This is a genomic window from Pannus brasiliensis CCIBt3594 (genome assembly GCF_036688125.1).
Taxonomy (GTDB): Bacteria; Cyanobacteriota; Cyanobacteriia; order Cyanobacteriales; family Microcystaceae; genus Pannus; species Pannus brasiliensis.
In genome coordinates this window covers 1-14,140 of the sequence record NZ_JBAFSM010000008.1, presented here as the reverse complement: position 1 = coordinate 14,140, position 14,140 = coordinate 1, and the positions used below count along the sequence as shown (strand labels likewise).

Genomic DNA, 14,140 nt, shown 5'->3' with positions numbered 1-14,140 from the left:
GGAAACTATGCCGCAATATTTCGGACAGTTACCGACGATCGAACCTTCCTGGAAAGCGATCCCTCCCGTTACTTCGGTGGAGACAGACGATCGCCAGATTACCCTTCTCTGTGGCGATACCCGTCTAAAAGTGACGATTTTGGCGGAAAATCTCGTTCGGGTGCGTTTCGCGCCGACGGGCGAGTTTTTACCCCGTCGCTCGTGGGCTGTCACTCGCGATGACGCGGAATGGGAAACAATCCCCTTTACCTTCGAGGAAAGTCTGGAAGTATTTTGCCTACATACCGAACAGATAAGCGTTCATATCTGGAAAAACCCGGTTAAAATCGAGTTTTTCGACGGGCAAGGTCGCCCTTTCGCCCGCGATCGGGAGGGGGGACTGGCATGGCGCGCCGGATCGGTGGCGGGATGGAAAGTCATCGAACCGGAGGAACATTTTTACGGGTTCGGGGAACGGACGGGATTGCTCGATCGATTGGGTTCGATCGCCACGAATTGGACGGTGGACGCGGTGGATTACGACACGCTCACCGACGAGATGTATCAGGCGATCCCGTTCTTTATCGCGCTCCGTCCCTCTCTCTGTTACGGGCTTTTTCTCAATAGTACCTACTGGAGTCGCTTCGATCTCGGAGTCCGGGAAATGGGTTACTGGCGAATGGAAACCCATAGTCCGGAACTCGATTACTATCTTATCTACGGGCGAGATCCCGCTGAGGTCACGCGAACTTACGCGGAGTTGACGGGAAAAATGCCCTTACCTCCCCGGTGGGCGTTGGGATACCATCAATCGCGCTGGGGCTACGATTCCGAGGATCTGGTTCGAGCGATCGCCCGCGAGTTTCGCGACCGACAAATTCCCTGTGACGCGATTCACCTAGATATCGACTATATGCACGGTTTTCGGGTGTTTACGTGGAGTCAGAAGCGTTTTCCCGACCCGCACCGGTTAATAAACGAGATTAGACAACAGGGCTTTAAAATTATCACGATCGTCGATCCGGGGATTAAATACGAACCGGAAGCGGATTACGCCGTTTTTGACGAGGCACTGCAACAGGATTATTTAATCCGTAAACCGGAGGGACAGCTATTTCACGGCTACGTTTGGCCCGATAAGGCGGTTTTTCCCGATTTTGTCGATCCCGATGTCCGCGATTGGTGGGGAAATTGGCATCGCGTGTTAACGGACGCGGGAGTGTCGGGAATCTGGAACGATATGAACGAACCCTCGCTTTCCGATCGACCCTTCGGGGATAAGGGTCAAAAAATCTGGTTTCCTCTCGATACCTGTCAGGGAAGTCCGAAAGAACGGGCGAATCACGCGGAAACTCATAATCTCTACGGTTTACTGATGGCGAGGGCGAGTTTCGAGGCGATGGAACGACAGAGAGAGAACGAGCGATCGTTTATTTTAACTCGATCGGGTTACGCCGGAATCCAGCGCTGGTCATCGGTTTGGTTGGGCGATAATCAAGCGACGTGGGAACATCTGGAACAGTCGTTACCCATGCTCTGCAATATGGGCTTATCCGGTGTCGCGTTCGTCGGTTGCGACGTGGGAGGGTTCGCGGGTAACACCACCGCGGAACTTTTCACCCGATGGATGCAATCGGGCATTCTCTACCCTCTCGCGCGCGCGCATTCCGCGATGGGAACCATACGTCGCGAACCGTGGGTATACGGGGAAGAAGTCGAGGCTATCTGCCGAAAATATATCGAACTGCGCTATCGATTGATTCCCTATCTCTACACGCTGTTCCAAGAAGCGGCCACGACCGGTGCGCCGATTCTCCGTCCCCTGTTGTATCACTACCCCGATAACCCGAAAGTCTACGAATTACACAATCAGGTGATGTTGGGTTCGTCTATTATGGCCGCGCCGATTTGTCGTCCGGGGGGGGAAGCTCGATCGGTCTATCTTCCCGAGGGGATCTGGTACGATTGGTGGACGGGGGAACGATTGGAGGGAGGACGCTATATTCTCGCGCTCGCCCCGTTGGATGTAATGCCTCTCTACGCGAGAGAAGGCGCGATCATCCCTCTCTATCCCGTCTGTCAGCATTTAGACGAGATCCCCGCGTCTATGACGGTAAGAATTTATCCCGGAACCGGAGAGTTCACGCTATACGAGGATGATGGACATAGTTTCGATTATCGTCGGGGAATTTATTCGACAACGCGCTATTCTGTATCCACGCGGGGGGAAGAAGTGGTAATCGAGGTTTCCGATCGCTGTGGCGAGTATAATCCGGGGGAGCGCGAGATCTCGATCGAGGTCATCGGCAAGGGAGAACACCGTTTTCTCGATGACGGGACAGCGAAACAATGGACGTTTTAACGAGGGGTTCGCGGGTAAGACGGGAAGGTTATCGGTGGTTAACGAGATGATGTAAGGATAAAATCAAAGTGATAAGCCATAATATCGCTAAAATCGGTAAATTTATATGAATTCCCGACCAAAGCTAGAAGAAGTTAAATCCCTAGTCGATCGACTGCCGATTCCAGAGCGCGTCGCCCTTTTAGAAGACTTAACGGAAAAATTACAGGCTTTAGGCTGGATAAAACTGGCAGAAACGGGGTTTTCGGAATGGAACGATCCGGAAGAGGATATTTACGATGTCCACTCCTTTTAAATCGATTCCCTCGCTAATAACGCGCTCCCGTAGGCCGCTTCTGTCTGTTTCGATAGCAGGACGGGAACCCCGAGACGACGCTCGCGAATCTTACCCCACGCGGGATTTTTCGCCCCACCCCCGGCGGTATAGACGCGCTGGAGAGGACTCGCGCCGAGTTCCCGTAACCTTTGATAGCCTAACGCCTCGATTCTGGCGATACTTTCTAATAATCCGTGTAAAAACTCGATATCGTCGTCCGGACGCGGTTCCAGTCGCGGCGCTAAAAGGGGATCGTTAATCGGGAATCGATCGCCCGGCCGGAGTAGGGGATAATAATCGAGGGTACTCTCGCGATCGGGGTCGATTTCTAGACTATATCTCGCTAAATCTCCATCGCTGAAAAACTGACGCAGTACCGCGCCCCCGGTATTCGACGCGCCCCCCGTCAACCATAAATCCCCGAGGCGATGACTATAGATGCCGTATTTCGCCGAATCCACGCGGGTATCGCTTAAAAGCTTAATAACCAGCGTGGAACCGAGAGAAGTTACCGCGTCACCCACGGAACGCGCGCCGCTGGCTAAAAACGCCGCGATACTGTCCGTGGTTCCCGTACATACCCGACAGTCGGCGTTCAGTCCGAAACGAAGGGCGATCTCGGCGGTGACTGTACCGATAACGGTTCCGGGGGCGAGGACTTGGGGAAGTAGGGTAAAAAAGGGTAAATTTTGCAGGAAGTCGGGATAACATAGATTTTCCACGTCATAGCCCAGTTTTAGCGCGTTATGGTAATCGCTGATCCCCGGTTTTCCGTGGAGGAGGAAGGCTAACCAGTCCGCTTGATGGAGAAAGTAGGCCGCGCGCGGGAAGGACGGACGATCGGCATACCAGAATAGTTTGGCTAAACTCGATGTAGAACTGATAACGGGATGATCCGCGGGCGCGATTTCCCGAATTCTGTCTAAAACGGCGTTTCCCCGAGTATCGTTGTAGAAAATCGGTTCCTCGATCGAGTTGCCGGACGCGTCGCACAGTAACACCGTCGAGGAAGTGCCGTCGATGGCGATCGCCTCTATCTCCAGGCGGAGCGATCGGGGTAAACTCTCCAATAACGCGAATAGTATCTCTTTCCAGCGATCCGCGCCGGTATCGGTAAAAGGAAGGGAAATTTCGGTGCGAAGCGTCTCGTTATCGTCGATCGCTATCGCCCGCGCCCCGGACGTACCGAAATCGATCCCTAGAAATAAACCCATCGCGTATATCTCCCATCGCCGCTCCCCCTACAGTGTAGGGCAATTCCCGTCGCCGACACGCTCGATCGAACGCGGGTTCGGGGAATCTCTCGAAAAAACGGGCGGGAGTTACCGGCTTTTTCCCCGCGAGAATATCCGCTCACTCCCGACCTTTCGGAGCCTCGCGGTACGTTGATCGACAGACGCGAGAACGCGGGAATCGATGAAAGACGGATTCGGGGATAGAATTTATAATTATAATTCGATCTTATCTCTTTCTAGGAAAACTTGGACAAAACCACTAGCTAACATCGAAAAATTGGACGGGCGATTCTTTCTCTCGGTTTTCAAGATCGTCAACAATCGCTTATAAAGAGCTTTTTCGTCCAAAATCGACCCGCATCTCTTGCGAGAATCTAGAAAAATTAGGAAAAATTATTCATAAAAAATTAGACAGATTTTTTGTTTTATGCTTTAACAAATGATGTTGACAAAAAAAGTGAGATTGTCGTATCGTTAGACGTGTCGTTACCACCAATATAGAGGATTTCAAAAGAATAAAATTTACCCTAAAAAGGATGCTATCAAGATAAATCAAGAGGGAATTTCACGATCGGATCGAGCGAAGATACGGAGAGAAACTATGGACACGAGCAAGGGAACCGATCGAGTCGATCGCCCGGTTTCAGAAGACGAAGAGCGAGAAAATAGGAGTCAAGCGCTCGGCGCCTGGCTCTCGTCCGAGGGGCCCTTCGTCCTGCGATTGGAAACCGAATTCGCCGCTCGGGTCGGTCGAGATCACGCGATCGCGGTGCGGGACGGTTCCACGGCTCTCGATCTGGCGATCGCCTCGCTCGGTATCGGCCGGGATGATGAAGTGATCCTACCGACCTTCACGAGCGTGACCACCGCGACGGCGATCGCTAGAACCGGGGCGATCCTGGTGTTTATCGATAGCGATCCGCTCACCTGGAATCTAGACGTGAACCGGATCGAGGCGAAAATCACCCCGAAAACCCGGGCGATTCTCGTCACCCACACCTACGGTTGGCCCGTCGAGATGACTCCCGTGTTACAACTGGCGGAAAAATACGGTTTATGGACGATCGAGGACGCGGCCGAACTGCACGGTCAAACCTATCGGGGTCAACCCTGCGGTAGTTTCGGCGATATCGCGACCTTTTGCTTCTATCGCGATCGACTCGTGACCCCCGGCGAGGGAGGAATCATCGTGACCGATAACGCGACCCTGGCCGAGCGCTGTCGCCAGTTACGGGATCTGTCGGCTCGATCGGCGGCCGTCCTGTCCGGGGAAGAAACCGATAGGAATCCGCGGATGAACAACTTTCAAGCCGCCCTCGGATTCGCTCACCTAGAACGGTTAGAAGAATTTATCGCCCGAAAACGCCGGATCGGAGAGCTTTACATGGAACTACTGGCCGATGTTCCCGGTTTACAACTTCCGATTTCCAGCACCGATCGAGCGGAGAATTTATATAGCGTTTACGGTTTGGTTTTACTGGACGGTGTACCTTTGGACGCGCGAGAGATGACGCGACAATTGGTCGAACGCGGCATCGAGACCCGACCCTTTTTCTATCCCGTACACGAACAACCCGAGTTTCGAGAAAAGAGTGGATCGCCGGGCGAAACTTTTCCCGTGGCCGAAAGGCTCTACCGTCGGGGATTCAAGATTCCTAGCGGCACCACTTTAAAAGACGAACAGATCGTCAAGGTCGCGACGGCAATCCAACAGATTTTATCTAGCTAGAAATGCGAGCGGGACGGGAATCGCTATCCACGCTCACCCTCGCGAAGAAAGTAGAGAGATTCCCCTCGTTTCTCCCGCGCGAAGTTTATCTCGATCGAGGGGGGATCGATCGGACAAAATCGACCCGATCGCCCCGGAGAAAGCGAACGCCCCTGGTGCCGATCTCGTTAGAAAAAAAACGATTTCCCGAAATCGATCGCTATACTTTAGCGCGGCAATGAACACGCCAAGATTTTTTATCACGCTCATTTTGGCTCGATACTCTCGCGCGAAACTCGAAAAAAGATAGCCGAGATCGCGAGTTGATTACCTTGTACACCACCCCAAAAACGGGAAGATTTCCAGATGAAAATTACCCTAAACTCCTACGTCAATAAAATGATCCGAGGATTTTCCCTACCGATCGCTCCCTTGAAAACCCCGTCTGTATATCGATACAAACCGAGAAATATTTCCGCTCGGGAAACCATCGACATGGCATCGAAAAAAGGAATATCCGTGAGCGACTATGTAGAAACGCTCTGGAACCAGAAAAGCCACGCGAAGACGATCGTGAACCGTTTCCAAAAACTCGGAATGTTCGATAACAAGATTACCACCGTTCTAGAGATCGGAACGGGAACGGGGATTCACGCGGAGAAGATTATCCAACTCTGTCAACCCGAACGGTACGAAAGTTACGAGACCGATCGAGATTGGGCCGACTGGTTGGCGCGACAGTATAACCTGATCTCTCGGAACGCGGATGGACGTTCCCTGGACGATTCGGCGGATTATTCGATCGATCTCGTTTTCGCCCATGGTGTATTTATTTATATCCCTTTTTTAACCGTTTGCCAATATTTCCAGGAGATCGTTCGAGTGACTAAAGAGGGGGGATATGTCGCGTTCGATATTTTTTCCGAAGAATGTTTCGACGATGAAACTTTAAGAGCGTGGATCGATAGCAATTATGATATTCCTTATTTCTTACGGAAAAATTATGTTTTAGAGTTTTTCCGTCAGTCGGGATTCAAGCTAGTGGAAGAGTTTTTTAACGACCACTTCGACGTGGGGAGATCCAAATATCTAGTTTTTCAAAAAACTCGTTTGTAAAATAAGGGAATGTTGCTGATGTTCACCGTGGATACCGTGAATAATTTCGCTCGTTACCACGATCTGCTGTGTCAAGATAAAGATTATACGGGGGAAGCGCGATTTATCCGTACCCTCCTACGGAAATACTCGCCGAACGCTCGATCGATCCTAGAAGTAAACTGCGGAACCGGTTATCGATCGCTCCTTCTCGCGGAATCGGGATACGAGAGAATTCACGGCATCGATCGCGACGCGGAAAGAATCGATCGGGGCAGGGAACGTTTACAGGCCGTTCCTTTAGAAATCGCCCGTAAATTGCGGTTCGATCGCTCGGTTACTGTCCGATTCGAGGAGAGATTCGACGTGGCGTTCTCCCTATTTCACGCGATAAACTATCCGCTAAAAATGGGAAGTTTACAGGCGATTTTCACCGCGGTTAAAAAACATCTATCTCCCGAGGGGACGTTCGTTTTCGATTGTTGGTACGGGCCGCCCGTTCTCGCGGATTTACCCGCGGTACGCGTGAAACGTTTAGAGGTCGAAGAAATTCTCCTCGATCGCGCGACGGGTTTCGGGGATAGCCTCGATCGAGAATTCACCCGCTATCAGATCGAGAATGCCCTAGAAGAACTACAAAACATCCATCCGACGCGATACTGGTTCGAGCGGGAACTCGAAGATCTGTTCGATCGAACCGGACTACAATTAATCGATCGCGCCCTCTGGATGCACGAGAACATCGCGGGATTCGATACTTGGGGGATCTATTTTATCGGCAAAGTTTAAGAGGCAGGAGTCAGGAGGCAGGAGAATATTAAAAATAGCCTTTTCCCTTTTCCCCGAAAACTTCCCCATCTCCCCCTCCCAAATTATCTCGCTAAAAATCCCCTCACTACTTCCTCGACGGGACGCTTACGACCATCCACTTCATAGTTCAATTTCTGCATGGTCGAAGCGCTAATGTTACCTTCCATTTTTTGTAATACCCGCCGTAGTCGCGGGTATTTTTCTAGGCTTTTCCGGTTAAAAATAGGGATCGCCTCGTAGGGGGGAAAATAACGCTTATCGTCCTCTAAAATCACCAGATCCAACACCGGGATCACGCCATCGGTAGAATTTCCCGCCACCAGATCCACCTGTTTTTCGGCGAGAGCGCGGTAGAGTAAACCGAGATCCAGCGATTTCGGGGGACTCGCGAACCGTAACCCGTAAGTCTTCGCCAATCCCGGAAAACCATCCTCCCGTTCCAAAAATTCGTAGCCGAAACCCGCGCGCCAGTCGGGAGTATATTTCGCCACTTCCGAGAGGGTTTTCAGGTGGTAGCGTCGCGCGTCATCGCCGCGGATAACGATGGCGAAAGTGTTTTCAAAACCCAGTCCGGGGAATACCTCTAGATCGAATTTCTCCCGATAGGTGTCGCGTAGTTTTTGGAAAACGATTTTCGGATCGGCGATCGGTTTTTCCTGGAGGATTCCCGTGAAAGCGGTTCCCGAATACTCGATATAACCGTCGATTTTGCCCGCTTTTACCGCCTCGTGACAGATAAACGTCCCGCCGAGGTTGAACTGCCGCTCGACTTTTAACCCCGTTTCCCGCTCGATCGATTGTGCCAGGATCTCCCCTAAAATGACGCTTTCCGTGAAATTTTTCGAGCCGATCGTTACCGTTCCCCCCGGCGACGCGTGAAATAGCAAAGTCAACAGGAAAGAAAGCAGGGCTAAACCGACTAAACCGAGTCCCCATCGCCGTTTCGAGGGCATTTTCAGCCGGTTCGGGGGCGTTAACGCTTTTTCTAGCCAACCGAGTCCCCAATCGGCGAGAAGGGCTAAAAACGCGGCGGGAATCGCGCCCGCTAGGATTAATTGATTATTTACCGTGGAAATGCCGCGGAATATAAACACTCCCAAGCCCCCGCCCCCGATAGCGGCGGCGATCGTGGCGATCCCGATCGAGAGTACCGTCGCGATCCGCACCCCCGCGAGAATCACCCCCGTCGCGAGGGGAAGTTCCACGTAGCGCAGGATCTGCCAGTCCGTCATCCCCAGGGAAACCGCCGATTCTTTCAGTTGGCGATCGACTTTAGAAATACCGATATAGGTATTCTGAACGAGGGGGAGTAATGTATAGAGAGTTAAAGCTACAATCGCGGGAATTTTGCCGATACCGCCCAGAAAAGGAACGGAAATCAGGAATCCGAACAGGGCGAGACTGGGAATCGTCTGGAGGGTATTAACGATCGCGAGAATCGGTTTCGCTAGGTTCGGTTGACGGGTGATGAGAATTCCCGACGGGATACCGATAGCGCTACCGATAGCCATCGCCATCCCGGTGAGCAGGAGATGTTCGATCGTCCGAAAACCGATCTCGGAAGCGTTATTCAGCCAGAATTCGAGCATGGGAGAGGGGAGCGGGGATAGCGGAACGGGAATTTATTGCCTAGAATCAATAGGGAAGATGAAATTTTATCTTACTTTAAAAATTCACCGAAAACGACCTGATCACTTGGGCAGAGGGAAACCATGAAGGGAGAATTCGAGCGCGGGGCGAAAACCCTGGCGGATTGGGCTTACGTGGCGATCGAGAAACATTTTCAGAAAATTCTCCAACACGAAGCCGGGGTTTTACGGGATGAAGATCCGGAAGAACTGCACCAGATGCGCGTGGGAACGAGACGTTTACGCGCTACCTTAACCGGGTTCGCTCCCGCGCTCGAACTGTCCAAGGCGACTCGCCCCGAACGGGTGGGAAAAATCGCTAGAGTTCTCGGACAATTACGGGATCTAGATGTTTTAAAAGAAGCCCTAACCACCCACTACGAAACCGTTTTACCGAAAAAAGAACAGAAGTCGCTCAAAGAAGCCTTGAAGGTTCTCGAAAGCCGTAGGGAGAGGATTTTTGAAGAAGTATCCACCCTTTTAAAATCCCCGAGTTACGATACTTTCGTTCGCGGTTTTAAAAACTGGTTAGAAAAGCCCACCTATCAACCGATCGGTCATCTGGCGATCGAGATCGTTTTACCCGATTTACTCCTGCCCCAATCGAGCCGTTTTCTCCTCCACGAAGGTTGGTCGATCGGGGTGAATTTAACGGGAGAGGAAAACGAGATCGATCGAACTCCCGAAGCGATCGATCGATTGCTCGAAAAAGAAGGAATTCTCCTGCACGAGTTACGCAAGGAAGCCAAACGTTCCCGCTATAATATGGAGCTATTCACTCGCTTTTATGGCGGACAATATAAAAAACATCTCGAAGAGATTAAAAAAATTCAAGAAATTCTCGGCGAGATCCAGGACTGTCATATTCTCTCGGAATTTCTCGCGGGAGTCTTCCCTAAATCTCTAGCGAGAGAAATGCCGACTCTATTAGAAATCTTTCAAAAAAACCGCTATCAGAAATGGTTAGAATGGCGACCCTTACAGAGAAAGTATCTCGACGCGAATACGCGCAAGAGTCTCCACGAGGCGATCTTGTATCCTGTTTTCGATAAAACCGAGATAAACTGATAGATTAACCACTCTCCTTAACCCGAAAACGAGATGAATTTTTACCGGAAACTCCAAGACTCGATCGAGCGCTCGAATAGTTTACTGATCGTCGGTTTAGATCCGAACCCGGAGATGATGCCCGCGGTTCGGGGGAACTCGATCGAGGCGTTGGAAAACTGGTTACAATGGATCGTCTCGGAAACCCGAGAGCTCGTCTGCGCGTACAAACCCACCCTCGGATTCTACGAGATTCTCGGCGCGGCCGGCTGGGAATTACTAACGCGAACGATCGAGAAAATACCGAGGGATATCCCCGTGATCCTCGACGCGAAACACGGCGATCTCAACACCAGTACCCTGTTCGCCAAAACCATTTTTGAAAGATGGAACGTGGACGCGGTAACGCTCAATCCCTACCCCGGACAGGATCACGTCGCGCCGTTTCTCGTCTATAGCGATCGGGGCGCGTTCATTCTCTGTCATACTTCCAATCAGGGCGCTTTTAACCTACAGGAATATCCCGATCCCGCGAATCCCTATTACTTGCAAGTGGTACGGGAAGCGAGAACCTGGGGAACTCCCGAACAGGTATTTTTAGAAGTAGGAACCACCAAACCGGAAGTCTTAACCCGAATTCGAGATATCGCCCCGGAAAGACTGATCCTTCTCCGCAGTCTCTGGGAAGATAGAAGCCAGTTCACGAGGTTAATCGGCGCGGGATTAACCGCGAGTGGGGACGGTTTATTAATTCCCCTGCCGCAAGATATTTTAAAAGAAACCGATCTGGGCGATCGAGCGCGCGCGATCCGCGATGAGATTAACGTGATTCGAGCGGAAAAAAGCCGGGAAAACACCCGCGAGGATCTCTGGACTCCTAATGTTTGTCTCCTACAACAACATCCCCATCAGGATTTAATTTTGGAACTCTTCGACATCGGTTGTCTGATGTTCGGGGAATATGTGCAAGCGTCCGGGGAAACCTTTTCCTACTATATCGATCTGCGACGGATTATCTCCAACCCGCGGGTATTCGGACAGGTGATCGAATCCTACGGGGAAATTTTAAAAAATCTTACTTTCGATAGAATCGCGGGAATTCCCTACGGTTCCCTCCCGACCGCGACCGGACTCTCCTTACTGCTCGATCGCCCGATGATTTTCCCCCGTAAAGAAGTGAAAGCCCACGGCACGCGAAGATTGATCGAGGGCAATTTTCAGGCTGGGGAAACCGTCGTCGTCGTCGATGATATCCTGATTTCCGGCAAAAGTGCCATCGAGGGAGCGGGAAAACTAGAATCCGCCGGATTACACGTTCAAGATATCGTCGTCTTCATCGATCACGGCAAAGGAGTCAAGGACAAACTCCGCGAGAGAGGTTATCACGCGTATTCCGTCCTCACCCTGTCGGAAATCACCGAAACCCTCTACGAAGCCGGCCGGATCACCGGGGAACAGTACGGGTGTTTTATCGAGCGTTCTTGTTAGCGGGGTCAGGAGTCAGGAGACAGGAGTCAGGAGACGGGAGACAGGAGACAGGAGACAGGAGTCAGGAGTCAGGAGTCAGGAGCCAGGAGGTAGAATACAGAATAATCCGGGCGAAAATTCTACCTCTAACCGAGTTACCCGTTTAAATTTCAATTCTTCTCGATTTTATTCTCTCAAAATATAGATCGGTAATGAAGAAGCCCCGCGATTTTTTGATACCGCGAGATATTCGGGAAGACTCGATCGCCCTGAACAACCATTCCCGTAAAGCGAAAAAGTTGAAAATCAAGTCTTTATCCTGAAAATTCTCTCCTGTCTCCTGTCTCCTGTCTCCTGTCTCCTGTCTCCGTCTCCCGTCTCCTGTCTCCGTCTCCCGTCTCCTGACTCCTGTCTCCCTAACCACACGACAATTTTTGCATTCCACGAGAGATCTAGGGTAGCCGAATCCCGAAGCGCGATCGATCGAACTTTATACGAGAGAGACTTCGCTCTCTGGTTACAGAGTACCGCGCGGGCGATCGCGGAGCGCCGTTTTGACGCGGTAGATTGGGACAATTTGCTCGAAGAATTGGATTCTACGCGAAAAAGCGAGAGAAAAGAACTAAAAAGCCGCTTAATTCTCCTGATCGAACACCTTCTCAAGCTTTTATACTGGAACGCGGAGAGAGAGGATAATGCTAGAGGTTGGTACGGCACGATCGTCGAACAGCGAAGACAGATTCAGCTATGTCTCGAAGATAGTCCCCCTCTCCGGCCGTTTTTCCAGGAAGTTTTCCCCGATTGTTACCGCAACGCGCTAGAGGATACGCGGAGAAAGTACCGACTCTCCCCCGACATTTTTCCCGAGTCCGCTCCCTTTACCCTAGAAGAAGCGATCGATCCCGACTTCCCGCCGGATGCGCCGGGGTAAAATGAGAGGCGAAGCATTCAAGAGAGCGAGTATGTTCGGACTGGGTTGGCCGGAAGTGGCGATTATCGGGGTTGTCGTCCTACTGATCTTCGGGCCGAAAAAAATCCCCGAGATCGGTGCCACGCTGGGAAAAACCCTTCGAGGTTTTAAAGAAGAAGTCAAAGCCGAGCGCGACGAAACGAACGAGGATACTTAAAACGGACTAATAATCACGGAAAAGGAAAACCCGCTATTTTGCCAGGTCTCGTCAAGGGAACCCCGGCGGATCAGCGGGTAGCCCCAATCCACGCGGGCGTTCACGTATTTTCCCCACTGCCAGTTCAAACCGAGTCCCACCGACACGATCGCCCCCGGATCGGGATTCTCCACCCCGTAAGCGTTCCAGGCGATGCCCGAATCCAGGAAGGGAACAAGCTGGACTAATTGCTGTTGTCGGGGGGCGCGGAAAATCGGCAGACGGAACTCCGCGGACGCGAAAGCCCCGTTATCGCTTAATAAATAATTCTGCTGGTAGCCGCGGACACTGTAGAGTCCCCCCAGTGCGAACTGTTCCAGGGAAACCACGGAATCGTTAGCGATCTGGAGATTACCCCGGAAGATAAAAAGGGTATCCGGGGCGAATTGATGCACCCACTGCCCCTGACCTCGCCAGAGGAAATAATCCGGTTTCGGGGCGTTGGCGTTAACCGAACTATCGAAAGGAGTCGTCGCGCCGAAAATATCTAACCCGAAACTGAACTCCGATCGCAAGAACACCACGTCCTGCCGGCCGCGCCCCGTCCATTCCTGGAAAAAGCGCAGGGCGGAAACACTCGTTACCCCGTCATTATCGGTTCCGTAGGCGACGAACGGCCGCCCCCCGAGAAACCAACCCTGACTTCTCTGGTATTCAAAAGTAGCCCCGAACGCGAGTTCCCCGTCCGGACTCCGAGTGACCGGCTGACGGTAGGAAAGAACCGCGTCCTGATAGTCCGAGGCGATATCCAACCGGTCCAGGGGGGACTGGATCACGTCGCTAGACACGTTCCGGTACTCGATGCCGATCGTGCCGTCGTGGGCGTTGACCGGTAGCGTGTAGGAAATATCCCAATCGTTACTCCCGTCGGTATTCAGATACCAGGCCCGGACTCGATCGCCGTTCCCGGTCAGATTTCCCTCCTCGATCTGTACCCCCCGGCGGAAACCGCCCACCGCGGGCGATCGACCGTTATCGAGAATCACCGAACCCGTCAACGTGTCGGCCACCTCCACCGTCACATCGAGGAGATTCGTCCCCGGTCGCGTCCCGGCGGCTAACTCGGCGGAAAGTCGGGAAATGACGGGATCGAGCCGGAGAACCTGTAGCGCTTCCAGCAGACGGTTAAGATTGAGCGGTTTTCCCGTGGCGATGGCGATCCGACCCCGGACATACGCGGGGTTGAGTCTTCCCCGTACCGTGACCCGGATATCCTCCAGACTGCCCTCGACAATTTTAATTTTCACCGTACCGTTCTCGATCGTCTGCGGGGGGATAAACGCGCCCGAGGTGATGTAGCCGTTATCCACGTACAGCTTGGTAATCG

14 protein-coding genes are annotated in these 14,140 nt (G+C 52.1%); 10 read left to right on the top strand and 4 right to left on the bottom strand.

Going from position 1 to position 14,140, the window contains the following annotated elements:
- Window positions 1–7 precede the first annotated feature (7 nt).
- Both V0288_RS05370 and V0288_RS05365 read left to right on the top strand, forming a co-directional pair.
- Window positions 8–2,341 (top strand): glycoside hydrolase family 31 protein, encoded by a 2,334-nt coding sequence (locus V0288_RS05370; RefSeq protein ID WP_332864006.1) that lies wholly within the window; start codon window positions 8–10, stop codon window positions 2,339–2,341.
- A gap of 106 nt (window positions 2,342–2,447) precedes the next feature.
- On the top strand, window positions 2,448–2,636 hold the full coding sequence (locus tag V0288_RS05365) for a hypothetical protein (RefSeq protein WP_332864005.1): 189 nt from the start codon (window positions 2,448–2,450) through the stop codon (window positions 2,634–2,636).
- Here the strand turns inward: V0288_RS05365 and V0288_RS05360 are convergent.
- Window positions 2,633–3,871, bottom strand: a complete 1,239-nt coding sequence (locus V0288_RS05360; protein WP_332864004.1) for an FGGY-family carbohydrate kinase — start codon at window positions 3,869–3,871, stop codon at window positions 2,633–2,635. The two genes, V0288_RS05365 and V0288_RS05360, sit on opposite strands and share 4 nt — an antisense overlap.
- A gap of 622 nt (window positions 3,872–4,493) precedes the next feature.
- Here V0288_RS05360 and V0288_RS05355 point away from each other — a divergent pair.
- The 3 genes from V0288_RS05355 to V0288_RS05345 all read left to right on the top strand — a co-directional run bounded on the left by V0288_RS05355 (window position 4,494) and on the right by V0288_RS05345 (window position 7,484).
- Window positions 4,494–5,621, top strand: a complete 1,128-nt coding sequence (locus V0288_RS05355) for a DegT/DnrJ/EryC1/StrS family aminotransferase (protein ID WP_332864003.1) — start codon at window positions 4,494–4,496, stop codon at window positions 5,619–5,621.
- Between the two features lie 345 nt (window positions 5,622–5,966).
- Window positions 5,967–6,716: a class I SAM-dependent methyltransferase gene (locus V0288_RS05350; protein WP_332864002.1), complete on the top strand. Its 750-nt coding sequence runs from the start codon at window positions 5,967–5,969 to the stop codon at window positions 6,714–6,716.
- A 9-nt stretch (window positions 6,717–6,725) separates the two neighbouring features.
- The gene (locus tag V0288_RS05345) at window positions 6,726–7,484 is read left to right on the top strand and encodes a class I SAM-dependent DNA methyltransferase (RefSeq protein ID WP_332864001.1); all 759 of its coding nucleotides are present in this window, start codon (window positions 6,726–6,728) and stop codon (window positions 7,482–7,484) included.
- A gap of 83 nt (window positions 7,485–7,567) precedes the next feature.
- Here V0288_RS05345 and V0288_RS05340 read toward each other — a convergent pair whose 3' ends face one another.
- Window positions 7,568–9,094, bottom strand: coding sequence for a glycine betaine ABC transporter substrate-binding protein (locus V0288_RS05340; RefSeq protein WP_332864000.1), 1,527 nt, complete (start codon window positions 9,092–9,094; stop codon window positions 7,568–7,570).
- 123 nt (window positions 9,095–9,217) lie between these two features.
- Between V0288_RS05340 and V0288_RS05335 the strand changes: the two genes are divergently transcribed.
- The 3 genes from V0288_RS05335 to V0288_RS05325 are packed head-to-tail and all read left to right on the top strand — an operon-like array spanning window position 9,218 to window position 11,814.
- Window positions 9,218–10,201 (top strand): CHAD domain-containing protein, encoded by a 984-nt coding sequence (locus V0288_RS05335; protein ID WP_332863999.1) that lies wholly within the window; start codon window positions 9,218–9,220, stop codon window positions 10,199–10,201.
- A 33-nt stretch (window positions 10,202–10,234) separates the two neighbouring features.
- The gene (locus V0288_RS05330) at window positions 10,235–11,668 is read left to right on the top strand and encodes a bifunctional orotidine-5'-phosphate decarboxylase/orotate phosphoribosyltransferase (RefSeq protein WP_332863998.1); all 1,434 of its coding nucleotides are present in this window, start codon (window positions 10,235–10,237) and stop codon (window positions 11,666–11,668) included.
- Window positions 11,644–11,814 (top strand): hypothetical protein, encoded by a 171-nt coding sequence (locus tag V0288_RS05325; protein ID WP_332863997.1) that lies wholly within the window; start codon window positions 11,644–11,646, stop codon window positions 11,812–11,814. The genes V0288_RS05330 and V0288_RS05325 overlap by 25 nt, the downstream gene beginning before the upstream one ends.
- A 139-nt stretch (window positions 11,815–11,953) precedes the next feature.
- On the opposite strand, the gene V0288_RS05320 is transcribed toward V0288_RS05325, so the two are convergent.
- Complete coding sequence (locus tag V0288_RS05320) at window positions 11,954–12,223, bottom strand: hypothetical protein (RefSeq protein ID WP_332863996.1); 270 nt, start codon at window positions 12,221–12,223, stop codon at window positions 11,954–11,956.
- On the opposite strand from V0288_RS05320, the gene V0288_RS05315 reads away from it, so the two are divergent.
- Together V0288_RS05315 and tatA are read left to right on the top strand one after the other, a co-directional pair.
- Window positions 12,126–12,578 carry a DUF29 domain-containing protein gene (locus tag V0288_RS05315; protein ID WP_332864102.1) on the top strand — a complete coding sequence of 151 codons (453 nt, stop codon included), beginning with the start codon at window positions 12,126–12,128 and terminating at the stop codon, window positions 12,576–12,578. The genes V0288_RS05320 and V0288_RS05315 overlap by 98 nt on opposite strands.
- Before the next feature lie 31 nt (window positions 12,579–12,609).
- Window positions 12,610–12,774 carry a twin-arginine translocase TatA/TatE family subunit gene (gene tatA, locus V0288_RS05310; RefSeq protein WP_422661904.1) on the top strand — a complete coding sequence of 55 codons (165 nt, stop codon included), beginning with the start codon at window positions 12,610–12,612 and terminating at the stop codon, window positions 12,772–12,774.
- On the opposite strand, the gene V0288_RS05305 is transcribed toward tatA, so the two are convergent.
- A partial coding sequence (locus V0288_RS05305) for a ShlB/FhaC/HecB family hemolysin secretion/activation protein (RefSeq protein WP_332863994.1) occupies window positions 12,771–14,140 on the bottom strand: 1,370 nt, incomplete at its 5' end. The two genes, tatA and V0288_RS05305, sit on opposite strands and share 4 nt — an antisense overlap.

Coding starts and splice junctions, on each gene's coding strand:
- V0288_RS05370 (WP_332864006.1), top strand. CDS start 8: ATGCCGCAATATTTCGGACAGTTACCGACGATCGAACCTTCCTGGAAA.
- V0288_RS05365 (WP_332864005.1), top strand. CDS start 2,448: ATGAATTCCCGACCAAAGCTAGAAGAAGTTAAATCCCTAGTCGATCGA.
- V0288_RS05360 (WP_332864004.1), bottom strand. CDS start 3,871: ATGGGTTTATTTCTAGGGATCGATTTCGGTACGTCCGGGGCGCGGGCG.
- V0288_RS05355 (WP_332864003.1), top strand. CDS start 4,494: ATGGACACGAGCAAGGGAACCGATCGAGTCGATCGCCCGGTTTCAGAA.
- V0288_RS05350 (WP_332864002.1), top strand. CDS start 5,967: ATGAAAATTACCCTAAACTCCTACGTCAATAAAATGATCCGAGGATTT.
- V0288_RS05345 (WP_332864001.1), top strand. CDS start 6,726: ATGTTGCTGATGTTCACCGTGGATACCGTGAATAATTTCGCTCGTTAC.
- V0288_RS05340 (WP_332864000.1), bottom strand. CDS start 9,094: ATGCTCGAATTCTGGCTGAATAACGCTTCCGAGATCGGTTTTCGGACG.
- V0288_RS05335 (WP_332863999.1), top strand. CDS start 9,218: ATGAAGGGAGAATTCGAGCGCGGGGCGAAAACCCTGGCGGATTGGGCT.
- V0288_RS05330 (WP_332863998.1), top strand. CDS start 10,235: ATGAATTTTTACCGGAAACTCCAAGACTCGATCGAGCGCTCGAATAGT.
- tatA (WP_422661904.1), top strand. CDS start 12,610: ATGTTCGGACTGGGTTGGCCGGAAGTGGCGATTATCGGGGTTGTCGTC.